This window comes from Mycolicibacterium aubagnense, assembly GCF_010730955.1.
GTDB lineage: Bacteria > Actinomycetota > Actinomycetes > Mycobacteriales > Mycobacteriaceae > Mycobacterium > Mycobacterium aubagnense.
Genome location: NZ_AP022577.1, coordinates 2255836 through 2280304, shown reverse-complemented (window position 1 = coordinate 2280304; position 24469 = coordinate 2255836). Strand labels below are relative to the sequence as shown.

General features: G+C 66.9%; 20 protein-coding genes. 13 read left to right on the top strand and 7 right to left on the bottom strand.

The window, feature by feature from the left end; all coding sequences use genetic code 11:
* The first annotated feature begins 9 nt into the window (after positions 1 to 9).
* Positions 10 to 1809: a cellulase family glycosylhydrolase gene (locus G6N59_RS11260; protein ID WP_163911232.1), complete on the top strand. Its 1800-nt coding sequence runs from the start codon at positions 10 to 12 to the stop codon at positions 1807 to 1809.
* Between the two features lie 64 nt (positions 1810 to 1873).
* On the opposite strand, the gene G6N59_RS11255 is transcribed toward G6N59_RS11260, so the two are convergent.
* The 4 genes from G6N59_RS11255 to G6N59_RS11240 form a co-directional block, all read right to left on the bottom strand.
* Positions 1874 to 2770 carry a cyclopropane mycolic acid synthase family methyltransferase gene (locus G6N59_RS11255; protein WP_138232252.1) on the bottom strand — a complete coding sequence of 299 codons (897 nt, stop codon included), beginning with the start codon at positions 2768 to 2770 and terminating at the stop codon, positions 1874 to 1876.
* Positions 2771 to 2982: 212 nt separating this feature from the next.
* A complete protein-coding gene (locus G6N59_RS11250; RefSeq protein ID WP_138232360.1) occupies positions 2983 to 3828 on the bottom strand; it encodes an alpha/beta fold hydrolase in 846 nt (281 codons plus the stop codon).
* A gap of 125 nt (positions 3829 to 3953) precedes the next feature.
* Complete coding sequence (locus G6N59_RS11245; RefSeq protein WP_138232251.1) at positions 3954 to 5306, bottom strand: ABC1 kinase family protein; 1353 nt, start codon at positions 5304 to 5306, stop codon at positions 3954 to 3956.
* Positions 5307 to 5377: 71 nt separating this feature from the next.
* Positions 5378 to 6376 carry an oxygenase MpaB family protein gene (locus G6N59_RS11240; RefSeq protein WP_138232250.1) on the bottom strand — a complete coding sequence of 333 codons (999 nt, stop codon included), beginning with the start codon at positions 6374 to 6376 and terminating at the stop codon, positions 5378 to 5380.
* Positions 6377 to 6450: 74 nt separating this feature from the next.
* Here G6N59_RS11240 and G6N59_RS11235 point away from each other — a divergent pair, with 74 nt between their 5' ends.
* Entirely contained in the window at positions 6451 to 7053 is a 603-nt protein-coding gene (locus tag G6N59_RS11235) for a TetR/AcrR family transcriptional regulator (RefSeq protein ID WP_138232249.1), read from the top strand.
* 55 nt (positions 7054 to 7108) lie between these two features.
* Here G6N59_RS11235 and G6N59_RS11230 read toward each other — a convergent pair whose 3' ends face one another.
* Together G6N59_RS11230 and G6N59_RS11225 are read right to left on the bottom strand one after the other, a co-directional pair.
* The gene (locus G6N59_RS11230) at positions 7109 to 7708 is read right to left on the bottom strand and encodes a DinB family protein (protein ID WP_138232248.1); all 600 of its coding nucleotides are present in this window, start codon (positions 7706 to 7708) and stop codon (positions 7109 to 7111) included.
* A 2-nt stretch (positions 7709 to 7710) separates the two neighbouring features.
* Positions 7711 to 8232: a DinB family protein gene (locus tag G6N59_RS11225; RefSeq protein WP_138232247.1), complete on the bottom strand. Its 522-nt coding sequence runs from the start codon at positions 8230 to 8232 to the stop codon at positions 7711 to 7713.
* Positions 8233 to 8287: 55 nt separating this feature from the next.
* On the opposite strand from G6N59_RS11225, the gene G6N59_RS11220 reads away from it, so the two are divergent.
* Genes G6N59_RS11220 through G6N59_RS11205 form a run of 4 tightly spaced genes read left to right on the top strand, consistent with a single transcriptional unit; the run spans position 8288 to position 14995 of the window.
* Entirely contained in the window at positions 8288 to 9250 is a 963-nt protein-coding gene (locus G6N59_RS11220) for a helix-turn-helix transcriptional regulator (protein WP_138232246.1), read from the top strand.
* A 41-nt stretch (positions 9251 to 9291) separates the two neighbouring features.
* Positions 9292 to 13470 carry a glycoside hydrolase family 38 N-terminal domain-containing protein gene (locus G6N59_RS11215; RefSeq protein WP_138232359.1) on the top strand — a complete coding sequence of 1393 codons (4179 nt, stop codon included), beginning with the start codon at positions 9292 to 9294 and terminating at the stop codon, positions 13468 to 13470.
* On the top strand, positions 13467 to 14078 hold the full coding sequence (locus tag G6N59_RS11210) for a DUF7158 domain-containing protein (protein WP_138232245.1): 612 nt from the start codon (positions 13467 to 13469) through the stop codon (positions 14076 to 14078). The genes G6N59_RS11215 and G6N59_RS11210 overlap by 4 nt, the downstream gene beginning before the upstream one ends.
* Positions 14079 to 14086: 8 nt before the next feature.
* Positions 14087 to 14995, top strand: coding sequence for an ROK family protein (locus G6N59_RS11205; RefSeq protein ID WP_138232244.1), 909 nt, complete (start codon positions 14087 to 14089; stop codon positions 14993 to 14995).
* Here the strand turns inward: G6N59_RS11205 and G6N59_RS11200 are convergent.
* Positions 14896 to 15324: a winged helix-turn-helix transcriptional regulator gene (locus tag G6N59_RS11200; RefSeq protein ID WP_138232243.1), complete on the bottom strand. Its 429-nt coding sequence runs from the start codon at positions 15322 to 15324 to the stop codon at positions 14896 to 14898. The genes G6N59_RS11205 and G6N59_RS11200 overlap by 100 nt on opposite strands.
* A gap of 81 nt (positions 15325 to 15405) precedes the next feature.
* Between G6N59_RS11200 and G6N59_RS11195 the strand changes: the two genes are divergently transcribed.
* The 7 genes from G6N59_RS11195 to rpoB all read left to right on the top strand — a co-directional run bounded on the left by G6N59_RS11195 (position 15406) and on the right by rpoB (position 24414).
* Complete coding sequence (locus tag G6N59_RS11195) at positions 15406 to 15843, top strand: anthrone oxygenase family protein (protein WP_138232242.1); 438 nt, start codon at positions 15406 to 15408, stop codon at positions 15841 to 15843.
* A gap of 127 nt (positions 15844 to 15970) precedes the next feature.
* Positions 15971 to 16927 (top strand): methionyl-tRNA formyltransferase, encoded by a 957-nt coding sequence (locus G6N59_RS11190; protein ID WP_138232241.1) that lies wholly within the window; start codon positions 15971 to 15973, stop codon positions 16925 to 16927.
* The gene (locus G6N59_RS11185; RefSeq protein ID WP_138232240.1) at positions 16927 to 17820 is read left to right on the top strand and encodes an ATP-grasp fold amidoligase family protein; all 894 of its coding nucleotides are present in this window, start codon (positions 16927 to 16929) and stop codon (positions 17818 to 17820) included. The genes G6N59_RS11190 and G6N59_RS11185 overlap by 1 nt, the downstream gene beginning before the upstream one ends.
* A 292-nt stretch (positions 17821 to 18112) precedes the next feature.
* Positions 18113 to 18643 (top strand): 50S ribosomal protein L10, encoded by a 531-nt coding sequence (gene rplJ / locus G6N59_RS11180; RefSeq protein WP_135356861.1) that lies wholly within the window; start codon positions 18113 to 18115, stop codon positions 18641 to 18643.
* Between the two features lie 45 nt (positions 18644 to 18688).
* Positions 18689 to 19075, top strand: a complete 387-nt coding sequence (gene rplL / locus G6N59_RS11175; protein ID WP_133759538.1) for a 50S ribosomal protein L7/L12 — start codon at positions 18689 to 18691, stop codon at positions 19073 to 19075.
* A gap of 259 nt (positions 19076 to 19334) precedes the next feature.
* A complete protein-coding gene (locus G6N59_RS11170) occupies positions 19335 to 20360 on the top strand; it encodes an ABC transporter ATP-binding protein (RefSeq protein ID WP_138232239.1) in 1026 nt (341 codons plus the stop codon).
* Positions 20361 to 20895: 535 nt separating this feature from the next.
* Positions 20896 to 24414, top strand: coding sequence for a DNA-directed RNA polymerase subunit beta (rpoB, locus tag G6N59_RS11165; protein ID WP_138232238.1), 3519 nt, complete (start codon positions 20896 to 20898; stop codon positions 24412 to 24414).
* Positions 24415 to 24469 lie beyond the last annotated feature (55 nt).

The following is a 24469-nucleotide window of genomic DNA, read 5'->3' as shown; positions in this document are numbered from 1 at the left end:
GAGAAACACATGTACTCGTCGTTACGCGGGTCGCTTCGTGCCTGCGCATTCCGTGGGATCATCGCGGCACTGCCGATCGCGATGGTCTGCGCGTACAGCCCGCCATCAGTCGTGCCGACCCCGCCGAGGCTGGTAGCGGCTCAGGTCCAGAACGTCGCCGAGATCGTGTCGGCCCCATCGACCATCGGAATTGCCGACTCCGGCCTATACGGCGAAACACAGGCGCAGATCAATCAGACGCTCGACACCCTGCAATCAATCGGGGTCCAGGACGTCCGCGTCTTCGTACCGTGGATCTACGTCGAACCCGCCAACGGCACCTACAACTGGAGCAGTTTGGACATGGTGATCCAGGCGGCTAAGGCACGGAATATGGGCGTCATGGCCGAGGTTGCCAGTACCCCGCTGTGGGAGGGCTCGTCCAACGCCATCGCCGGTGCCGGTACGCCGAACCCCACCGACTACGCCTCGTTCGTGACCTCGGTTGCCAAGCGGTACGGCACGGCCATCTCCGCGTACGAGGTCTGGAACGAGCCCAACTACGTGCTGTCGTCCGACCCGATCGACCCGGTCGCCTACGCGGCACTGCTGAAGGCCGCTTACCCGGCGATCAAGGCGGTCAACCCGTCGGCGACTGTGGTGGCCGGAGCGCTGGGCAGCGTGGTCACCTTCGGCAACATCACCATGGACCCGACGACCTTCGTGAGCCAGATGTTGGCCGCCGGTGCGGCGAAGTACTTCGACGCTTTGTCGTTCCATCCGTATCAGGAGTCGCTGCCGTTCTCCCAAGGCGCCGGCATCGCGAATACGCCGCTGTCCCAACTGAATGCGATCTATCAGCTGATGACGCAATACGGCGACGGGCTGAAGAAGATCTGGATCAGTGAGTTCGGCGCATCCACCAACGACGTGAGCCAGCAGACCCAGGCCGACCTGATCAAGAACCTGCTCGCCACCTGGCAGACGCTCAGCTATGCCGGCCCGGCGTTCATCTACACCGCGCAGGACGGCGTTCCGGGTGCCGACGGCTACGGCATCTACAACGCCGACTGGACCCCGAAGCTCGCGGTCGCCGTGATCCAGCAGGCCATCAAGCAGTACTCCAGTGGTGTGCTGGGCACCGTCGGCTCTACGGTCGGCACTGTCACCTCCGGCATAGGCGCAGTTGCCCAGTCGCTGGCGAGTCTCCTGCAATCGATCAGCCTGGCGATCCAGGGCGAGTTCCAACAATTGGGCCAGGCAATCAATGCGTGGTTCGCCGCGATCTCCGCTCAGCTGAGCCACACCCTGCCGAGCTCCACACCGTTGGCGGCGACCACGGCCGCGCCGCTCCAGACCGCGGCGGTCACCCCCAAGGCGACCACCGCGACGACCGCGACGACTGCGGCGGTGGTGACCACCGCGACGACGCCGGTGACGGCGAAGACGTCATCGACGTCGACCACAACGGCGGCTGCTCCGGTGGCCGCGGCGGTGGTGGCTACCGCGGCGACGCCGGTGGTGGCGAAGACGTCATCGACGTCGACCACAACGGCGGCTGCTCCGGTGGCCGCGGCGGTGGTGGCTACCGCGGCGACGCCGGTGGTGGCGAAGACGTCATCTACATCGACCGCAACAGCGGCTGCTCCGGTGACCGCGGCGGTGGTGGCTACCGCGGCGACGCCGGTGGTGGCGAAGACGTCATCGACATCGACCGCAACAGCGGCTGCTCCGGTGACCGCGGCTTCGACGGGCAATACGAACCAGTCCGGCGGGTCTACGTCGAACACCGGAACGACAGGCACCAAAAACGCATCACACACCGGATAGCCCCGCCACAAAGCAGCAGCGCCCCCGACCTCGAGGCCGGGGGCGCTGCTGCTGTGGAGAACGGCTAGGCGGCGACCTTCTTCTTGGCGTAGGTGACCAGGCTGACGTCGAGGACCTCGTCGAGGAAGTAGTACTGGCAACCGGTCAGATACTTCATGTACCGGTCGTAGTTCACCTGGCCGGAAATCGCGATGGCCTCTTCCTTGTGGTGCTCCAAGTTGGCAGCCCAGACGCCGAGCGTCTTGATGTAGTGGTTGCGCAGCGACACCGGATCCGGGACGTTGAAGCCGGCCTTCTCGCCGTGATCAATCATCATCTGGGTGCTGGGCAGCCGGCCGCCGGGGAAGATGTCGGTCGCCATGAACTTGATGAACCGGGCCATCTCGAACGTCACCTTTTTACCGCGGGCAGACATGTCGAACGGGTGGTAGCTCACGCTGCTCTGAATGGTCATCCGGCCGTCGGCGGGCATGATCTCGTAGCAGTTCTTGAAGAAGTCGTCGTAGCGCTCGAAGCCGAAGTGCTCGAACGCCTCGATGGACACGATGCGGTCCACCGGCTCGTGGAACTCTTCCCAGCCCTTCAGCAGGACCCGGTGCGTGCGGTCCGACTCGGTACTGCTCAGCAGTTCCGTGCAGAACGCCTGCTGGTTCTTGCTCAGCGTCAGGCCGATGACGTTGACGTCGTATTTCTCCATGGCGCGCTGCATGGTCAGGCCCCAACCGCAGCCGATCTCCAGCAGCGTCATACCGGGCTTGAGGTCCAGTTGTTCGAGGTGCTGATCAACGTTGGCGAGCTGCGCCTCTTCCATCGTGACGAACGGTCCGGTGAAGTAGGCGCAGCTGTACTTACGGGTGTCGTCTTGGAACAACCCGAAGAAATCGTCAGACAGGTCGTAATGGGCCTGGATGTCCTCGAAATGCGGCCGCATGTCCTTGGCCCCAGTCGAATCCTGAATCATCTGTAACACCTAACTTGACCTTCCTCACTCTTTGGTGATGTCGGTCACTAAATCTCGCAACTGTGACCGCACAATACCTGGCCGCCAACCGGTGCCTTGGCGTTGGTGTGACGCGTCGTCACGCTCAGCTCATGCAGCAAACGTAGCGCCGACGCACTAGGTCGCCGCGTTCATTCCCCCGCGTGGCGGGGTCCGTGACCGGACTGATACGTCTATCGAATTTCGGCAAATGTCGTGGCCAGTTCGCCTGCGATGCTGTCCCAGAGAGGCTCGGGCAGGTCATGACCCATGCCGTCGAACAACACCAACCGAGCGCGCCTGATTGCTTTGGCCACTGCTCGACCACCGCTCGGTCGCATCAGTTTATCGGCCCGACCATGGATGACAACCGTCGGTGCGGTGATCAGCGCGTCGTAGTGCCGCAGGCTGCCGCTGCCCAGGATGGCCCCGAAGTGCCGGGCGACGCCGACGGGATAGTAGGAGCGGTCGTAGCTTTCGGCAGCATCGGCCTCGGCCTGGTCGAGCGGTGTCGGGTAACCGGGGCTACCGATGATCCGGCCGACGTTGACCGCGTTGGCGATGACGCCCGCACGGGAGGTGTCCGGCGGCCGCGTGGTGATGGCCTTGAGCTGCTTGGGGCCGGGAGGCGGCAGCAGCGGCTGGTTGTTGCTCGAGAAGATGACGCCGAGCGTCTTGGTCCGGTGCTGGTAACGCGCCGCGAAGACCTGCGCGATCATGCCGCCCATCGAGCCGCCGACGATGTGCGCCTGATCGACCTCCAGATGATCCAGCAGTGCCGCCGCGTCGTCGGCCATGTCCTCCAAGGTGTAGACGGCATCGCTGCGCAGACCGGCATACGACCGGAGCATCCGCGGCAGCAGCGAGGAGCCGGAGTGCTTGCCCTCGATCTTGGAGGACAGGCCCACATCCCGGTTGTCGAACCGGATGACCCGGTAGCCCTTCTCGACGAGCTTGTCGCAGAAGCCTTTTCGCCACAGCAGCAGCTGTGCGCCGAGGCCCATGATGAGCAGGACCGCCGGATGGTCTGGGTTGCCCATGTCCTCGTAGGCGATGTCCAGGTCGCCCGAGCGGGCGAAGCCGGTCCGGACTTCGGGGGTGGTGTCGCGTTCGGGGTGCACTACTGACTACTCCTCGTGGTTCATGGTCGGATGCGGCCTCCGGCCTACTCCTCGGTGTTCTTGTGGTCGCGGCTGATATCCACCATGAAGTTGGCGAAGTAGCCCTTCAGCTGGGGGTCGCTCATCATCTGCCACCGCGGCGCCAGCAGCTTCATGTACCGCTCGACGTAGAGGAACTGCTTGCCGATCAGGACCAGCTCACGGGGCAGCTTGACGTCGTACGCGTCCGCGAGCGCGGACAGCTGCTTGCCGATCTCGGCGTAGGAGAGGTCGCCCAGCGACTTCATGGTGAGCGGCGTCGCGAAGGCCGCGAGGTCCTCGGCTGCCTGGCCTTCCGGCTTGACCGTGCCGACGGCGCCCATCATCACGACGATCCGGCCGGCCGCGGCGTGGTCCTTCGAGACCAGCAGGGCGTACACCAGTTCGCGCAACAGCCACCGGGTCCGCGGGTCGATGCGGCCCATGATCCCGAAGTCGAAGAAGACGATCTTGCCGTCCTTATCGACGTGCAGGTTGCCGGCGTGCAGGTCGCCGTGGAACAGGCCGTGCTTGAGGCCACCCTCGAACACGCTGAACAGCAGGGCCTTGACCAGTTCCTCGCCGTCGAATCCGGCCTTGCGAATGGCGGCGGCATCGTCGATGCGGATGCCCTCGACGCGCTCCATGGTCAGCACGCGCTCGCTGGTCAGGTCCCAGTACACCTCGGCCACCCGGATGTTCTGGCCCAGCGGCGAGGCATGCATGTGCGCCACCCAGGCGTCCATGGACTGCGCCTCCAGCCGGAAGTCGAGCTCCTCGGCGAGGTTGTCGGCGAAGTCGGCGACCACGTCCTGCGCGGACAGCCGCTGGCCCAGCTTGGCCAGCTCGGCGATCTGTGCCCCGCGCTTGAGAATCTGCAGGTCGGCAGCCACTCGCCGGCGGATACCGGGGCGCTGGATCTTGACGACGACCTCTTCGCCCGAGTGCAGCGTCGCGTAGTGCACCTGCGCGATGGATGCGGAGGCGAAGGGCTCGTCGTCGAAGCTCTCGAAAAGGTCGGACGGCTCGCCGCCGAGCTCCTCGCGCAGCAGTTTGTGGACCTCGTCCTTGTTCGCGGGCGGGACCCGGTCCAGCAGGCTGCGGAACTCGCGGCTCAGGGGCTCGCCGAAGGCGCCGGGGCTGGACGCGATGATCTGGCCGAGCTTCACGTACGTCGGCCCGAGATCGGAGAAGGTCTTCGGGACCTGCTTGATCACCTTCTGTTGCAGGCTGCCCTTGGAGAAGGCGCTGCCGACGACGCGTATGCCGGTCCGGGCGAGCTGCCAGCCGGTGGCCCCGATGCGGGCGGCTTCGACGGGCAGCGGCACCCGGTCCAGCCTGGCGCCTTCGCGGTGCGGTGTCTTCCGCGGAGAACTCATTGAGGAAGTGTCTCAAAACCGCGAGTACCGCCAAACATGTGTGCCCTGCATCACCCCTTGGCGGCCGGGCGTCAGACGAAGACGCTCTCGATGTCGGCGCGGCTGCGGACCGGGTCGCTGCCCGGTACGTACGCCGGCACGGTGTGTGGAGCCAGCTCCGGATCGAGGCCACCTTTGACCCGGGCCTTCGCCTGCTGGAATTCCGGGAACGGGCCCGCGGCGGCGTGCAGGCCGTTGATGATCGACCACACGACGGCGCGACGCGCGGTGCGCTCGATCGGGTTGGGGTCGGTGTGCCCGAGCAGCTGCTTGGCCCACTTCGGCATGGTGTCGCGCACCGCCCAATCGATGGCGCTCTGTGGCATCGGCAGGTTCGGGCCGGTGGCCATGGCGGCGCCGTGGGTCAGGGCCAGCTTGGGGAGATAGGACTTCAGGCAGTCCAGGGTCTCGGCCTTGGTGGTGGGCAGGTCGGTGCCGCCCAGGGCGTGCCCGACGCGGATGAACTCGCCGTAGTACCGGTCAAGTTTCTTGCCGCGCAACGGGTTCGGGTGATAGAGCTCGTGCGCGGTGGCCAGGCCCCACACGACCGTCGCGTAGTTCCAGCGCAGCCAGTCCGGGTCGTCGGCGTCGTAGGGTGCACCGTCCGGGCGGACGCCCTTGATGGTGTGGTGCATGGCGCGGACCGTCCGGGCCAAGTTTTCGGCGGTCTCTGTATTGCCGTACGCAGTGCCGATGAAGAACGCGATGGAATGGCCCAGCCGGACGACCGCGCCCTTGGGGTCGATCACCGGGCTGGCGACCCCGTTCTCGTCGCGTTGGACCAGGCGGGAGTGGTGCATACCCATCCAATAGATGGACGGGTCGAGCCGCTCGATGAACGCGGCGCACTGCAGGCCGAAGACCAGTGCCTCGGTGTGGGAGTGCACGTGCCAGACGGCGCTGCCGGGCCCGAACCAGCCCGGATCTCCCGCGGGGCCGGCGAAGTCCATGCCGCGGAAGTAGTTCCGCCGGATGGTCTGGTCGAACCGGTGCTGAAGCTGGTGCTCGATGAACTGGTGCGGCAGATACACGTCCACTCCTTCTGGTCACGGTTGTGACCAGAATAGTATTTGGTGACGGGTGTGACCAGACCTAGGCTGTAGGGATGTCGACACCGACCAGGTGGGCGGGGATTCCGCTCGACGACCGCCGCGCGGAGCGCCGCGGGCTGCTGGTCGACGCGGCATTCGAACTGTTCGGTTCCGGCGGCGAGACGGCATTGTCGGTCCGGTCGGTATGCCGCGCGTGCGGACTCAACACCCGGTACTTCTACGAGAGCTTCGACGGCATCGACGAGCTGCTGGGCGCCGTCTACGACAAGGTGAGTGTCGAATTGGCCGCCGTGGTGGACACCGCGATCGCCGGCGCGGGGGATTCGGTGCGGGAACGGACCGGCGCCGGCATCGCTGCGGTACTGGGCTTCGGTTCCCACGATCCGCGGCGGGGGCGGGTGCTGTTCACCGAAGCGCGCGCCAACCCCGTGCTGGCCGCGCGCCGGGCCGTCACCCAGGACCTGCTGCTCGACGCGGTGCTGGCCGAGGGTGGCCGGCTGCACCCCGACTCGGACCCGGTCGCCGCGCGCGTCGGCGCCGCGATGTACACCGGCGCGATGGCCGAGCTGGCCCAGCAGTGGCTGTCGGGTGCGCTTGGCGCCGAGCTGAACGTGGTGGTCGACGCGGCGCTGGCGTTGGTACTGCGCCCAGAGTGACGACATGGCTGCCCAGGCGTGGGCCTGGGCAGCCGTGTCGTCGGGCTCGACAGTGCTACCGGACGGCGGGCCGCCACCGCTTGATGAAGTCCGTCTCCGGCCATTCTTCTTCGGCGGCCAGCAATTCGTACATGGTGGCGCGGTCGATGGATTCGCGGATGATGTCGGCGTGGCCCGCGTGGCGGGACAGTTCCTCGATGATGTGCATGCCCACCCAGCGCACCGACCAGTGGTCGATGTCCGACGGGAACCACGGCACCTCGTGCGGCACCGGCACCAGCGCGTCCAGGTCGAGTTCGGCGAAGACCCGCAGCGTCTCGGTGTTCTGCGCGCGCAAGGCGTCCAGTAGATCGCCGAGCTTCTCGTCGTCGCGCATCGTGAGCTGGTCTTCGTGCTCGGCCATCTGCTCGGCCATCGGCCGGGTGTCGCGCGGCGGGAAGCCGGGAGCCGCGACCGCGCGCGACACCCAGCCCGCTTGGACGGCGGTGACGTGTTTGATCAGGCCGCCGACCGACAGCGCGCTGACCGAGGGCGTCGAGCGGGCCTGCTCATCGGTGAGGCCGTGGGCGACGGCGGCGAAGGCGTCCTGCTGGAACGCCAGAAAATTGATCAGGGTCTGCCGCTCGTCGCCGGCGGGTGTGGGCAGTCCAGCCATGGTTAGTTCTCCTTCTTGGTGTGGGTGTAAAGATCACGGACGCAGGCGATTTCCGCTCCGTGGTGAATGACTTCGCGATTGATGTGCAGCACCAGGGTGGCCATGCTGAGGTCGGCGTAGGGACCTTCGGCCGGACCGCATGGACGCGCCAGGGCGGCGTCGTCGAGCCCGCGGACCCCGGCAATCCAGTGCGCATAGGCGGCGTCGAGCTGATCCAGCGCGGTGCGCGCGTCGCGGGCGTAGGACCACGACTGGTAATCGGCCGGTGGGCCACCGAAATGCGAGTGGTTGCGCATCGCCAGGACGCCGACGATGACGTGCGCCAACCGCCAGGCGACGGTGGTGAACGGTTCGGGTTGCGGCGGGGGATAGCTGAAGTCGATGGACCCGTCGGGGTGGACGGTCCAGCAGCCGGGCACCGGCTGCCAGAAATATTCGTCGTCGGTCAGTCCGTCGAGGCGTGGGCGCAGCTGGTGCTGCCAGTGCCAGTCGAGTTGTTCGGCCAGTTCTTCGGTCACGTGCAAAGCCTCGCACTCAATTAGGACTGTTTCTGTCCTATGAGTGCGGCAGAGTGTTGTCATGTCCGAAACGACGAGCCGCGTGCTCCAGCTGCTGGGGCTGTTGCAAGCGCGCCGGGTGTGGACGGGGCAGGAGCTTGCCGACCGGCTCGGCGTCACCGGACGCAGCGTCCGTCGCGACATCGAGCGGCTACGCGACCTCGGTTATCCCGTGCATGCCAGCAAGGGCCGCGACGGCGGCTATCAGCTGGGTGCCGGCGCCGCGTTGCCTCCGCTGCTGCTCGACCCGGAGGAGGCCGTCGCGATGGCGGTGTGTCTGCGACTGGCGGCCGGTGGCAGCGTGGCGGGCGTCGGTGAGTCGGCGCTGCGGGCACTGTCCAAACTCGACCAGGTGATGCCGGCGCGGCTCCGGTCGCAGGTGGCCGCGGTGCACGACGCGACAGTGACGTTGACCGGCGGCGGCGCCGTGGAAGCGGTGTCGCCCGACGACCTGATGACGCTGGCGCGCGCCTGCCGCGACCACGAACACATCCGGCTCGGCTACACCGACATCCGCGGCAACAGCACGCAGCGGCGCCTGGAGCCCTACCGACTCGTCACGACCGGACGCCGCTGGTACCTGCTGGCGTACGACCGCGACCGCGACGACTGGCGGACGCTGCGGCTGGACCGGATGGTTGACGTCAGCGCGGCGGGGACCACGTTCGTCGCGCGCCCGGCGCCCGACCCGGCCGAGTACGTCCGCCGGGCCATCACGACGTCGCCGTACCGGTACGTCGCGCGGGTGCGGTTCCGGGCATCCGAAAGCCAACTGGCACAGGTGTTTTCCTCAGCCTCCGCGCAGATCGAGCCGGATGGGCCGGACCACTGCATCGTGACCGCCGCGGGCGACGACCCGGAACGGATCGTGCTTTACCTGGCGATGCCGGGGTATCGGTTCGTGGTGCTCGAGCCGCCCGAGGTGGTGGCCGCGGCCGGCGTGGTGGCCGACCGGTTGCGTGCGGCAATGCCGCCCGGCCGGTAGGGAGCGCGCCGTATGGTGCAGGGGTGTCGACGGGACCACTCCTGCGGGTGACGGCGGTAGTTTCCACCGAGTTGTTCGTCGGGCCGGCCGATGAACCGCTGCAGATCGTGCGTGTGGACTACACCGGATGCGCGGATGCCACCGAGGTCCGGGTGGCCGGGGACGGGTTGAGCGGCCAGGCTGTGGCTCTGCCGGGCGACGGCATGGTGGAGATTCCGGTGGCCGTCGCGGCTCCGGAGCCGGGACAGAGCCGGGCCGCGCATCTCGAGATCGGCGGCGGGCAGACCCCGTTCGAGTTCGTCGTCGCCGAGCCCGGCTGGACCATGCACATGATCAGCCACTTCCACTACGACCCGGTGTGGTGGAACACCCAGGCCGCGTACACCAGCGCCTGGACCGAGGATCCGCCCGGACGGTGCCGGCAGACCAACGGCTTCGACCTGGTCACCGCGCACCTCGAAATGGCAAGGCGGGAGCCCGAATACAAATTCGTACTGGCCGAGGTCGACTACCTCAAACCCTACTGGGATACCCATCCGGAGCAACGCGCCCAGCTGCGCGCGCTGCTCGCCGAGGGCCGCATCGAGATCATGGGCGGCACCTACAACGAGCCGAACACCAACCTGACCAGTCCCGAGACGGCGATCCGGAACTTCGTGCACGGCATCGGGTTTCAGCGTGACGTCATGGGCGCCGACCCGGCGACGGCGTGGCAGCTGGATGTGTTCGGTCACGATCCGCAGTTCCCCGGCATGGCCGCCGACGCGGGGCTGACCTCCAGTTCGTGGGCCCGCGGCCCGCATCACCAGTGGGGACCGATGCACCGCGGCGGCGATCCCGAGCGCATGCAGTTCGCCAGTGAATTCGACTGGATCGCGCCCTCCGGTCGCGGGCTGCTCACCCATTACATGCCTGCGCACTACGCCGCGGGATGGTGGATGGATTCGTCGGCGTCCTTGCAGGAGGCTGAGGCTGCCACCTACGAGACGTTCGCCAAGCTGAAAAAGGTGGCGCTGACCCGCAATGTGCTGCTGCCCGTGGGCACCGACTACACCCCGCCGAACAAGTGGGTGACCGAGATTCACCGGGATTGGGCGGCCCGCTACACCTGGCCCCGTTTCGTGTGTGCGCTGCCGCGGGAGTTCTTCGCCGCGGTGCGCACGGAACTCGCGGCCGGCGGTGCCCAGCCGTCGCCCCAGACCCGGGACATGAACCCGATCTACACGGGCAAGGATGTGTCGTACATCGACACCAAGCAGGCCAACCGGGCCGCCGAGAACGTCGTGCTGGAAGCCGAACGGTTCGCGGTGTTCGCCGGATTGCTCACCGGCGCCACCTATCCGCAAGCGGCCCTGGCCAAAGCCTGGGTGCAACTGGCTTACGGGGCACACCACGACGCCATCACGGGATCGGAATCCGACCAGGTGTACCTCGACCTGCTCACCGGCTGGCGCGACGCCTGGGAACTCGGCCGGACTGCCCGGGACAACGCGGTGGCGCTGCTGTCCCGCGCCGTCGACGGTGACATCGTGGTGTGGAACCCATTGGCGCACAGCCGAACCGACATCGTCACCGTCCACCTCGACGAACCGATGGCAGGGTCGGTCCAGGGTGCGGACGGTACGCCGGTGCCGGTACTGGCCGAAGACGGTGGCCGCACCGTCACCTGGCTGGCCCGCGAGGTGCCGTCGCTCGGATGGCGGGGGTACACGCTCGGCGGGAACACCGTGCCGTCGGGGTGGGAACCGGTGGCCGGCACCACCATCGGCAACGACCGCTACCGCTGCACCGTCGACCCCGACCGCGGCGGCGCGGTGTCGTCACTGCTGCGCGACGGCATCCAGTTGATCGGCATGGGACGGTTCGGCAACGAGATCGCCGTCTATGACGAACATTCCGCGCATCCCACCGAACACGAAGGACCCTGGCATCTGCTGCCGAAGGGGCCCGTGGTGGGCTCCGCGGAATATCCGGCCCAGTCGGTACAGGCCTACCGCTGCCCGGTGGGGGAGCGGCTGGTGGTCACCGGTCGGATCGGTGACCTGCTGGGCTACACCCAGACCATCACGCTGTGGCACGGCGTGGATCGCCTGGACTGCCGCACCGTGGTCGACGAGTTCGCCGGTGCGGACAAGCTGCTGCGGCTGCGCTGGCCCTGCCCGGTGCCGGGCGCGATGCCGGTCAGCGAGGTCGGTGATGCGGTGATCGGCCGGGGCTTCGGCCTGTTGCACCAACGGGATTCGCACGACGCCGTCGACACCGCGGACCACCCCTACACGCTGGACAACCCCGCCTACGGCTGGTTCGGACTGTCCTCGGCAGTGCGGGTCCGGGTGCGAGACGCGCAGGGCGACAACGTGCGGGCGGTGTCGGTGGCCGAGGTTGTGGCCCCGAACGCCGACGATGCGGCGGTTCCGACCCGTGAGCTGATGGTGGCGCTCGTCCGGGCCGGGGTGACGGCGACCTGCAGCAGCGCCGGCAAACCTCGCTACGGTGATCTCGCCGTCGACTCCAATCTGCCCGACGCGCGCATCGCGCTCGGTGGTCCCGACGAAAACGCTTTCACCAGAGCGGTATTGGCAGCCGTGGACCCGTGCTACGGCGCGGAACTGCAGCGGCGCCTGGCGATGGGCAGCGCCCGGCTCTGGGTGCCCGCCGACGCCGATCTGGTGCAGCGCTGGATTCCGGGCGCCGACCTGACAGGTGTGCGGGCGCTGCCGGTGCTGATCGTCGCCGGACCCGGCGCCACCGAAGAACTGATCGCCGCCCTCGCCGACGTCGAGATCACCGTCGAGCAGGACGCTGCGGCCGGTATCGGTCCCTTCGAGGCGCGCAGCGTCGCCGTGATGAACCGGGGTGTACCGGGTTTCGCCGTCGAGCCGGACGGTGTCCTGCACACCTCGTTGATGCGGTCGTGCACCGGCTGGCCGTCGGGCACCTGGATCGACCCGCCGCGACGAACGGCACCCGACGGCTCGAATTTCCAGCTCCAGCACTGGACCCACACCTTCGACTACGCCGTTGCGGCAGGCGACGGAGATTGGCGGACGGCGGGCATTGCCGGCCGCAGCGCCGAGTACTCGCAGCCGCTGCTCGCGGTGCACACGGACCATCCGGCGGTGGCGGGCGGATTGCCCGGTACCGGTTCACTGTTGGGCGTCGAACCCGCATCCGACGTGACGCTGGTTGCGCTGAAGGCCACCGGAAATCCCATTGCCACCGGCAGTTGCGCGCCCGTCGACCCGCGGTCGGGCATCACTCTGCGCCTGGTGCAGACCTCGGGACGCCCGACCGAGGTCAGCGTCACCTCGGGGATGCGGCACCTCGACAGCGTGGAGCGGCTGGATCTCCTCGAACAACCGGTGGCCGGCGAAAAGGACCTGCGCCTACACGGCTTCGAGATCGCGACCGTGCGGGCCCGGCTCGATCTGCCCCACGTTCTCAACGGTGACCATGTCACCCTCGCGCCGGATGCCGAAGTCGCCCAACCGATTTACGCCCGGTATTGGTTGCACAATCGCGGCCCGGCCCCGTTGGGTGGACTGCCGGCCGTGGCGCACGTACACCCCACCGAAGTTTCCGGCGAACCGGGTACGTCGCTGTCGCTGCGCGTCACCGCCGCCAGCGACTGCACCGACGCGGCGCTCCACGGCCGGGTGCGAGTGCTGTGCCCCGACGGCTGGGCGGCCACCCCGGACGGGCTGGCGTTCGTGCTGCCGCCCGGCGGCTATCTGGAAACCGATGTGCAGGTGGCACTTCCGGCCGACATCCCCGCCGGCCGGTACCCGGTGCGGATCGAGCTGGCCGTCACCGGCGGCGCCAAGGACACGCAGATTCCGGCGGCCTGGCGCCAGCTGGTCGAAGACGTCTGCGTCGTCACGGTCGGCGACCCCGGCGACACCCCGCTGCTCAGGTTGGTTGCCGAGCCCGCAGCCGTCGAGGTCGTCGCCGGTGAACACGCGGACCTGAGCGTGATCGTCGGCTCTGCCGCGGGGGCGCCGCTGAGCCTGGAAGCGCATCTGATCAGCCCGTGGGGCACCTGGGATTGGTTGGGGCCCAGCGTGCTCGGGGCCGACGTGCCCGCCGGTGGCACCGTCGCGTTCGACTTCGACGTGGCGCCGCCGCCATGGGTCGGCCCGGGGCGATGGTGGGCGCTGGTGCGGATCGCCGCGGCCGGCCGGGTGCTGTACATGCCGGCGGTATCGGTGCGCGTCCGATGAATCATATTGCCATCGTCGCCGGGCGGACGATTCCCGTCGCTGTGCTCGACGAGCGCGAATCATGTTTGCGCGCAAGCGCATTGGCGTCGTCGCTACCTGTGCCCGGAACCAGTGAGGGGCGGCAGCTACGGCGCTGGCTGACCCAGTTGCTCGTCACCGACGAGGTGGTGCGCGTGGCGGCCGCGGAACTCGGCGTCGACGACCGCGACACCCCGACCGAAGCCGACCTGCTGCCCGACGCTGTTGCTCGCATGGAGCTCGGCAGCATTGCCGCGGCCGCCTTGGAGCGGCCGTTGGCCAGGGCACTGTTCGGCTACGTGACGTCGACAGTTCAGCTCTCCGACGACGAGATCGAGGGTTACCACGCACGCAACCCTTTGCGGTTCGCGCCGCCCGTGCCCGGTCCGGACGGCTGGTCCGCCGTGCCGACCGTCGCCCCCGTGCTGGACCAGGTGCGGCCGCAGATCACCGCACACCTGCTGGGTTCGGCGCGCAGGCGTGCCTTCCGGCATTGGCTCGATGCGCGACGAGCCGAGGCGGTGCAGCTGGCGCCCGGATACGAACATCCCGGCGACCCGCGCCAGCCCGACCACGTCCACCGGCACTGAAAGTGACGATGCCCGAACTGACCCTCGCCCTTGACATCGGCGGCACCAAGATCGCCGCGGCCCTCGTCGACCCGGACGGCGTGCTCGTGCACCGCGAGCAGCTGCCGACACCGCACGCGGACCGCGAGCAGGTGTGGGGAACGGTCGATGCTTTGATCGAAAGCGCCCTCGTCGTTGCCGGCGGCCGCCCGCTGCGGGGCGTGGGTGCCGGCTGCGCCGGCCCCATCGATACGGTCGCGGGAACCGTCAGTCCGCTCAATATCGCTGCTTGGCAACAGTTTCCGCTGGTTGACCGACTGGCCGGCCGCACCGGCCTGCCGGTTCGGCTGGCCGGCGACGTCGTATGTCTGGCCATGGGCGAGCACTGGCGCGGAGCCGGTCGCGGGTCGCAGTTCCTGCTCGGCATGGTGGTGTCGACCGGCATCGGCGGCGGACTGGTGCAGGGCGGCGTGCCCTACCTCGGTCGGACCGGCAATGCCGGACACGTCGGGCATGTTGTGGTGGAACCCGACGGTCCCCGCTGTGCGTGTGGCGCGCAGGGCTGCGTGGAGGCGGTGGCCTCGGGTCCGCACCTCGCGCGGTGGGCGCACGAGCACGGGTGGGACGCGCCGCCGGACGCCGATGCGAAGGCGCTGGCCGAGGCTGCCCGCCGTGGGGATCCGGTTGCGGTGCAGGCCTTCACGCGTGGTGCTGAGGCGATCGCGGTCGCCATCGCATCAGCGGCAGCGGTCTGCGATCTGGACCTGGTGATCGTCGGCGGCGGCGTGGCGAATGCGGGGGAGGTGTTGTTCGGCCCGCTGCGGGCGGCGCTGCCCCGCTACGCCGGATTGAGTTTCCTGCGCGGCCTGCGGGTGGTGCCGGCCGAACTCGGCGGTGACGCCGGACTGGTGGGTGCCGCCGCGTTGTGGCGGTCCTGAGCGGCGCGGCGCGCCATGTCCTTTCGGCCCCAGTCGCACAGCGCGCCGAGCACCGGTCCCAGCGTCTTGCCGTACTCGGAGATCGAATAGTGCACGCGCGGCGGCACCGTGCCCGCGTCGTGGCGTTCGATGATGCCGTCGGCCACCAGTTCATGCAGATGGCGGATGAGCATGCGCTCCGTGATCTCGGGAATGCTCCGGCGAAGCTCCGCGGTGCGCATCGGCCCGTCCGCGAGTCGCCACAGGATGGTGCCTTTCCAGCGGCCGTCGACCACGGACAGCGCCGCGTCGATGGGGCACTCGCCGATCTCCTTCTTCGATACCGCCATGACCGGGCTCCTACTGGCTCACGTACTGACTAATTTGTCAGTACCTTGTTATTTGGCAGCATAGTGACCAGGCTCGATGCCATGGAACGTCTTGCGCAGATTCTCACGGTGATCGTCGTCGGCACGCTCGTCGGCGTCGAGTTCGGCGTCGCCGCATTCACCAATCCGGTTCTGGAACAGCTGCCCGACGACGCCTACCGCCAGGCGCGTGCCGCCGGCAGTCGGATCCTCGGCGCGGTGATGCCGTTCTGGTACGCCACCGCGGCGGCGCTGCTGGTCGTCGATGCGGTACTCGCGCCGGCGCCACTCGCCATCGCCGCGGTGGTGTTGATGGCCGTGGTGATGGTCCTGTCGCTGACTGCGCTGGTTCCGATCAACAACCGGGTCGCGGCGTGGGCGGGCGCCGGTCCCGACGAGGCGCCGACCAGTCGGGAACTGGCCCGCCGCTGGGACCACCTGCACTGGCTGCGGGTTGCGGTACTGGTCGCGGTGTTTGTCGTGGTGGCGCTAGCCGGATGACGTGGCCCGGGCCCGCGTTCACAGGTAGATCACAAATTTAGGTAAGACTTAGCTAAGTTGATTGTGATAACCGGTCGGCGAACATCGCTCCGATCGACAGCAGAATCAGACTTAGTGAGGTTTTGGCATGCGCGTCGTCTTCTTCGGTTTCCAGACGTGGGGGGTCAAGACGCTGCAGGCGCTGCTCGATCTGGGACACGACGTGCCGATGGTGGTCACGCATCCGACCAGCACGGAGTCGTACAAGGCGATCTTCTCGGATTCGGTCGAGGAACTCGCCCGGGCGCACGGCATCCCGGTCCACCTGACCATGCGGGCCGACCACGAGACCATCGACGTGGTCAAGCGATCAGAGCCCGACGTCATCGTCGTCAACAGCTGGTACACGCGCATGACGGAGGAGCTGTACGACCTGCCGCCGTACGGGACGCTGAACATGCACGACTCCCTACTGCCGAAGAGCACCGGTTTCTCGCCGGTGTTGTGGTCGCTGATCAGCGGTGAATCCGAGATCGGGCTGACCATCCACCGCATGAACTCCGAACTCGACGCCGGCGACATCCTGGTCCAGCACTCGCTGCCCATCGGTCCCGCCGACACGGGCACCGAGCTGGTGATGCGCGGCATCGACCTCATCCCGGGCGCACTGGACGAAGCGCTCACCGCGCTGGAAACGGGTACCGCGCAATGGCGGCCGCAAGAAAAGTCGGAGCGGACCTACTTCCACAAGCGTTCCGTGCGCGACAGCCTGATCGACTGGAGCTGGCCTGCGGAGGACCTGGAACGGCTCGTCCGCGCGCTCTCGGACCCCTACCCGCGCGCGTTCACCTTCTACCGCGGTGAACGGATCGAGGTGCTCGAATCCAAGGTCTCCGAAATCCGGTACGGCGGATCGCCCGGCCGAGTGATCGTGCAGGAAGGCGGCGGTGCCGTGGTGTCCGGACCGGGCGCGCACCGCGGCCAGAACCGGGCGCTGGTGATCACCCGCGTACGCACGGCCGACGGTGCCGAACACGCCGGAGACGCATTCTTCCGCCGTGGCGGCTACCTGACCAGTGTGGCCGAACTCGACGGGGCGATGTGATGCGGCTGGACAAGTGGTCGGCCGCCGTACGCCGCCGCCTCGTCGCGCTGATCCCACTGCTGGTGATGCGGAAGATGCTCTATCTCTTCATGATCCGGCGATGGGGCAACTTCAGCGAGCCGGCGACCTTCAACGAGAAGGTGAACTGGCGCATCTTCAACGATCGGCGGGACCGGATCGTCAAGGCCTGCGACAAGATGTGGATGAAGGAGATGGCCCGCGCGGCCTATCCGGGCGCCAATCTGCGCATCCCCGCCACGTACTGGTCCGGTACCGACCTGCGGGAGGCCCCGGAGCTGACGACGCTGCCACCGTGGGTCCTCAAACCGAACCACAGCAGCGGGCACGCGCTGTTCGGCCCCGATGCGCACACCGACCTGCAGAGTCTGCGGAACCGGACCGAGCGCTGGTTCGAGCGCACGCCGCTGGAACTCGGCGAGTGGGGATACAGCCAAGCCCGCCCACTGCTCCTTCTCGAGGAACGCATCCCCACCCCGGACGGCCGGCCGCCCGTCGACTACAAGTTCTTCGTCTTTGGTGGCCGGGTCGAACTGATCCAGGTGAACCGCGGCCGCTTCGACAAGAAGCAGACCACCACCTTCCTGGACGTCGACTGGCGCCCGTTGCCCGTGCGCTGGCGCATCCACCCGATCGCCGTCGAGGAGCGGCCGCTCGAACTGGACAAGATGCTGGAGATCGCGAGCGTGCTGGGCACCGACTGGGACTTCGTCCGCGTCGACCTCTACGCCGTCGACGGCGACGTCTGGTTCGGCGAGTACACCCCGTACCCGGGCACCGGCATGCTGCGATACCAACCGATGAGCTTCGACCTCGAGCAAGGCCGGCAGTGGCAGCTGCCGGCGCCGGATGAGGTTCGGCCCGGCCGGCCGTGATGCGCAGAGTCGCCGTTTTGGCTGATCGGCAGGCCATCGGCTACTCTGATCCAGTTCCACCGAAGACCGTCGGTCACCGATGAGCCGCTTGCGCGAAGAGCAAGTAGCTCGGAAATCGGTTGAAGGTTCCGGATTTTCCGGGCGGCCCACGCAGGAGGACGAGGTTTTCAGAGTTTTTATTCTGCGCGCCCCGACCTTTCTGTGTCGGGGCGCTTTGCATTTCTGACCTTGATCGAAGCCGAATCCCCGGCAGTCTCCAGTGGGCCGATGAATACACCACAAGGAGGCATGTATGGCCACGGCTGATAAAGCCACTGCGGTCGCTGACATCGCCGAACAGTTCAAGGCCTCGACGGCCACTGTCGTGACCGAGTACCGCGGTCTGACGGTTGCCAATCTCGCCGAGCTGCGTCGCTCCCTTGGTGCCTCGACGACCTACACGGTCGCCAAGAACACCCTGGTCAAGCGCGCCGCCTCGGAGGCCGGGATCGAAGGCCTCGACGACCTGTTCGCAGGTCCGACCGCCATCGCGTTCATCACCGGCGAGCCGGTCGATGCCGCGAAGGCACTCAAGAAGTTCGCGAAGGATCACAAGCAGCTCGTCATCAAGGGCGGCTACATGGACGGCGCTGCGCTGTCCGTGGCCCAGGTCGAGAAGATCGCCGACCTCGAGTCGCGCGAAGTGCTGCTGTCCAAGCTGGCCGGCGCCCTCAAGGCGAAGCAGTCCCAGGCCGCGGCGCTGTTCGTTGCGCCCGCGTCCCAGGTTGCCCGCCTGGCGGCCGCTCTGCAGGACAAGAAGGCCGCCGAAGACTCGGCCGCCTGACCCACCCCACAACCACTAATAAAGAACTAAGGAAGGACCATTCACATGGCCAAGCTGTCCACCGAAGAACTGCTCGACGCGTTCAAGGAAATGACCCTGCTGGAGCTCTCGGAGTTCGTGAAGCAGTTCGAGGAGACCTTCGACGTCACCGCTGCTGCTCCGGTCGCCGTTGCCGCCGTTGGTGGCGCTGCTGCTCCCGCCGAGGCTGCTGAAGAGCAGTCCGAGTTCGACGTCATCCTCGAGGGTGCCGGCGACAAGAAGATCGGCGTCATCAAGGTCGTCCGCGAGATCGTTTCCGGCCTGGGCCTGAAGGAAGCCAAGGACCTGGTCGACGGCGCCCCCAAGCCGCTGCTGGAGAAGGTCTCGAAGGAGGCCGCCGAGGACGCCAAGGCCAAGCTCGAGGCTGCCGGCGCTTCGGTGTCCGTCAAGTAAGTTCGCCAGAACTGACGTTTTCCCCCGGAGTCCACTGCGGACTCCGGGGGATTTCGCTTTTCAGAGGTTATAAATCGGGGCATTTCTGACCCCTTCGGGGACCATGGCGTAGTTGCCTCAGTGTCCATCAGAGTGACTTCTGGCCGGGCCGTCCGATAGTTGGAACAAGGTGTATCGGCTCGCGATCGATGCGCTACAGTGACTCAAGCCACAGGCAGGGCAGCAGATGGCGCGCGAGCGCTGGCGGAAGGGATCTCATATGGGCGTCCAAATCGACGTGACGGGACTGAGCAAGTCCTTCGGGTCGTCGAAGATCTGGGAAGACGTCACTTTGACCATCCCCGCCGGTGAGGTCAGCGTCATGCTGGGTCCGTCCGGTACCGGTAAGTCGGTGTTCCTGAAGTCCCTGATCGGTTTGCTGCGCCCCGAGCGCGGCTCCATTGTCATCGACGGCACCAACATCATCGAGTGCTCGGCCAAGGAGCTCTACGAGATCCGCACCCTGTTCGGTGTGCTGTTCCAGGACGGCGCGCTGTTCGGCTCGATGAACATCTACGACAACACGGCTTTCCCGCTGCGCGAGCACACCAAGAAGTCCGAGTCCGAGATCCGCAAGATCGTCATGGAAAAGCTGGACATCGTGGGTATGCCCAACGACGGTCACAAGTTCCCGGGCGAAATCTCCGGTGGTATGCGCAAGCGTGCCGGCCTGGCCCGCGCACTGGTGCTCGACCCCAAGATCATCCTGGTCGACGAGCCGGACTCGGGTCTGGACCCGGTGCGTACCGCCTATCTGTCGCAGTTGTTGATCGACATCAACGCCCAGATCGACGCGACCATCTTGATCGTGACGCACAACATCAACGTGGTGCGTACGGTGCCGGACAACATCGGCATGCTCTACCGCAAGCACCTGGTCATGTTCGGCCCCCGCGAGGTGCTGCTGACCAGTGAGGAGCCGGCGGTCAAGCAGTTCCTCAACGGTCGTCGTATCGGCCCCATTGGTATGTCCGAGGAGAAGGACGCCGCGACCGCCGCCGCGGAGGCGGCGGCGATCGATGCCGGTCACGCCGATGGTGGTGTCGAGGAGGTCGAGGGCGTGCCGCCGCAGATCGAGGTGACCCCGGGGATGCCGGTGCGCCAGGCGGTGGCGCGTCGCCAGGCTCGCGTGCGTTCGATCCTGCACACCCTGCCGCCCGCCGCGCAGGCCGCCATCCTGGAGGACCTCAACAAGAGCGGCCGCGGTGCCGACGACCCGGTGACCGCCCAGATTCCGCGGGCCTGATCCGCAGCACGTCGACGATCGCGCCCGGGCTGAATCAGCCCGGGCGCGATTTCGTCGGCGGGGGAGTCGGTGATCTTGGTCACCGTACGCCCGCCTGAGAGGGCGTGCGACTGGCGCCGCGGGACCTGCTGCGTCACGATGTGAGCGCCCCGGTTCGCCATTTGCCGGCAAAACTCCACACCAAACACCGTGGCAAGTCTTGACTGACGCCCGCAAACGGGCCAATCTGTTGGGCAGCATGTATTCGAGGGTTTTGTTAATGGGTTCAGACGCCAGCCAGCGTTATCCGTTAGAACTCTCTTCAAACATGCCGTGGTTGAGGAATGCGCCGTCCTACGCTAATGTTGGACGTTGCGCTGGCTGCATCCTGCCCACCTCACCCGCACCTGACACCTTCTAGCCTGAGCGTTGCTCAGTGATCTAGACGCGTGCTTTGTGTCTTGTAAGGCCCGGACTGTGAGAACGCCAGCCGGACCGAAGCAGATACAGCGGCAATTCGGACCGGTTTCGACCGGCCCCGAAATGGTCGCATCAGGTGCTGGAAGGACGCATCTTGGCAGCCTCTCGCGAGAGCAAGTCAGTAGATTCCAACAACTCCGTCCCAGGAGCGCCGAACCGAGTCTCGTTCGCGAAGCTGCGCGAACCGCTTGAGGTTCCGGGCTTGCTCGACGTTCAGACGGATTCCTTCGAATGGCTGATCGGTTCCGACCGCTGGCGGGCGAAGGCAGTGGATCGCGGCGACATCAACCCCGTAGGTGGCCTCGAAGAGGTCCTCGCGGAGCTGTCGCCCATCGAGGACTTCGCCGGCACCCTGTCGCTGAGCTTCTCCGACCCGCGCTTCGACGAGGTCAAGGCTCCGGTCGACGAGTGCAAGGAAAAGGACCAGACGTACGCGGCCCCGCTGTTCGTCACGGCTGAGTTCATCAACAACACCACCGGCGAGATCAAGAGCCAGACGGTCTTCATGGGCGACTTCCCGATGATGACCGAAAAGGGCACCTTCATCATCAACGGCACCGAGCGCGTCGTCGTCTCGCAGCTGGTCCGTTCGCCGGGTGTGTACTTCGACGAGTCCATCGACAAGGCCACCGAGAAGACCCTGCACAGCGTCAAGGTCATCCCGGGCCGCGGTGCTTGGCTGGAGTTCGACGTCGACAAGCGCGACACCGTCGGTGTCCGCATCGACCGCAAGCGTCGTCAGCCGGTCACCGTGCTGCTGAAGGCGCTGGGCTGGACCAGCGAGCAGATCCGCGAGCGCTTCGGCTTCTCCGAGATCATGATGGGCACCCTCGAGAAGGACCCGACCGCCGGTCCCGACGAGGCCCTGCTGGACATCTACCGGAAGCTGCGCCCGGGCGAGCCGCCGACCAAGGAGTCGGCGCAGACCCTGCTGGAGAACCTGTTCTTCAAGGAGAAGCGTTACGACCTGGCCCGCGTGGGCCGGTACAAGGTCAACAAGAAGCTGGGCCTGCACGACGGCAATCCGGCTCAGGTGACCGCGACGACGCTGACCGAAGAGGACATCGTCGCCACCATCGAGTACCTGGTGCGCCTGCACGACGGTGACACCAAGATGACCGCCCCCGGCGGCGTCGAGGTCCCCGTCGAGGTCGACGACATCGACCACTTCGGCAACCGTCGTCTGCGTACCGTGGGCGAGCTGATCCAGAACCAGATCCGGGTCGGCCTGTCGCGGATGGAGCGCGTCGTGCGTGAGCGCATGACGACCCAGGACGTCGAGGCGATCACTCCGCAGACCCTGATCAACATCCGTCCCGTCGTGGCGGCGATCAAGGAGTTCTTCGGAACCAGCCAGCTGTCGCAGTTCATGGACCAGAACAACCCACTGTCGGGTCTGACCCACAAGCGTCGTCTGTCGGCGCTGGGCCCCGGTGGTCTGTCCCGTGAGCGTGCCGGCCTCGAGGTCCGCGACGTCCACTCGTCGCACTACGGCCGCATGTGCCCCATCGAGACCCCTGAAGGCCCGAACATCGGTCTGATCGGTTCGCTCTCGGTGTACGCGCGGGTCAACCCGTTCGGCTTCATCGAGACCCCGTACCGCAAGGTCGTCGACGGTGTCGTCACCGACCAGATCGACTACCTGACCGCCGACGAGGAGGACCGCCACGTCGTGGCGCAGGCCAACTCGCCGCTGGACGACGGTGGCCACTTCACCGAGGACAAGATCCTCGTCCGTCGTAAGGGCGGCGAGGTCGAGTTCGTCTCGGCGAACGACGTCGACTACATGGACGTCTCGCCGCGCCAGATGGTGTCGGTCGCGACCGCGATGATCCCGTTCCTGGAGCACGACGATGCGAACCGCGCCCTGATGGGTGCGAACATGCAGCGTCAGGCGGTTCCGCTGGTGCGCAGCGAGGCCCCGCTGGTCGGTACCGGCATGGAGCTGCGTGCCGCCATCGACGCCGGTGACGTCGTCGTGGCCGACAAGTCCGGTGTGATCGAAGAGGTTTCCGCCGACTACGTCACCGTCATGGCTGACGACGGCTCGCGGCACACCTACCGGATGCGCAAGTTCAACCGCTCGAACCACGGTACGTGCGCCAACCAGCGCCCGATCGTGGACTCGGGACAGCGCGTCGAGGCCGGCCAGGTCATCGCCGACGGTCCCTGCACCGAGAACGGTGAAATGGCCCTCGGCAAGAACCTGCTCGTGGCAGTCATGCCGTGGGAAGGCCACAACTACGAGGACGCCATCATCCTGAGCCAGCGGCTCGTGGAGCAGGACGTGCTCACCTCGATCCACATCGAGGAGCACGAGATCGATGCGCGCGACACCAAGCTGGGCGCCGAGGAGATCACCCGGGACATCCCGAACGTCTCCGACGAGGTGCTGGCTGACCTCGACGAGCGCGGCATCGTCCGCATCGGCGCCGAGGTCCGCGACGGCGACATCCTGGTCGGCAAGGTCACCCCGAAGGGTGAGACCGAGCTGACCCCGGAAGAGCGCCTGCTGCGTGCCATCTTCGGTGAGAAGGCCCGTGAGGTCCGCGACACCTCGCTGAAGGTGCCGCACGGTGAGTCCGGCAAGGTCATCGGCGTCCGCGTGTTCTCGCGCGAGGACGACGACGATCTGCCCGCCGGTGTCAACGAGCTGGTCCGCGTCTACGTGGCCCAGAAGCGCAAGATCTCCGACGGTGACAAGCTCGCCGGCCGCCACGGCAACAAGGGCGTCATCGGCAAGATCCTCCCGCAGGAGGACATGCCGTTCATGCCTGACGGCACCCCGGTGGACATCATCCTGAACACCCACGGTGTGCCGCGTCGTATGAACATCGGCCAGATTCTGGAAACCCACCTCGGGTGGGTGGCCAAGGCCGGCTGGAACATCGAGGCGGATGCGAACGGTGCGTACCCCGAGTGGGCGGCGAACCTGCCCGACGGTATGCACAGCGCGCCGCGCGACAGCATCGTCGCCACCCCGGTGTTCGACGGTGCCCGCGAGGGCGAGTTGGAGGGCCTGCTGGGCTCGACGCTGCCGAACCGCGACGGTGACGTCATGGTCGATGCCGAAGGCAAGTCGCAGCTGTTCGACGGCCGCAGCGGTGAGCCGTTCCCGTACCCGGTGACGGTTGGCTACATGTACATCCTGAAGCTGCACCACTTGGTCGACGACAAGATCCACGCGCGTTCGACCGGCCCGTACTCGATGATCACCCAGCAGCCGCTCGGTGGTAAGGCGCAGTTCGGTGGCCAGCGGTTCGGTGAGATGGAGTGCTGGGCCATGCAGGCCTACGGTGCGGCGTACACGCTGCAGGAGCTGCTGACCATCAAGTCCGACGACACCGTCGGTCGCGTGAAGGTCTACGAGGCGATCGTCAAGGGCGAGAACATCCCCGAGCCGGGCATCCCGGAGTCGTTCAAGGTTCTGCTCAAGGAGCTCCAGTCGCTGTGCCTCAACGTCGAGGTGCTGTCTTCGGACGGCGCCGCGATCGAGATGCGCGACAGCGACGACGAGGACCTGGAACGCACCGCCGCGAACCTGGGTATCAACCTGTCGCGCAACGAGTCTGCTTCTGTCGAGGATCTCGCTTAATCCTCTCGCCGTTTGATTGATAGTTATCTAATCCCGAAAGGGGAAAGGGAGTTAC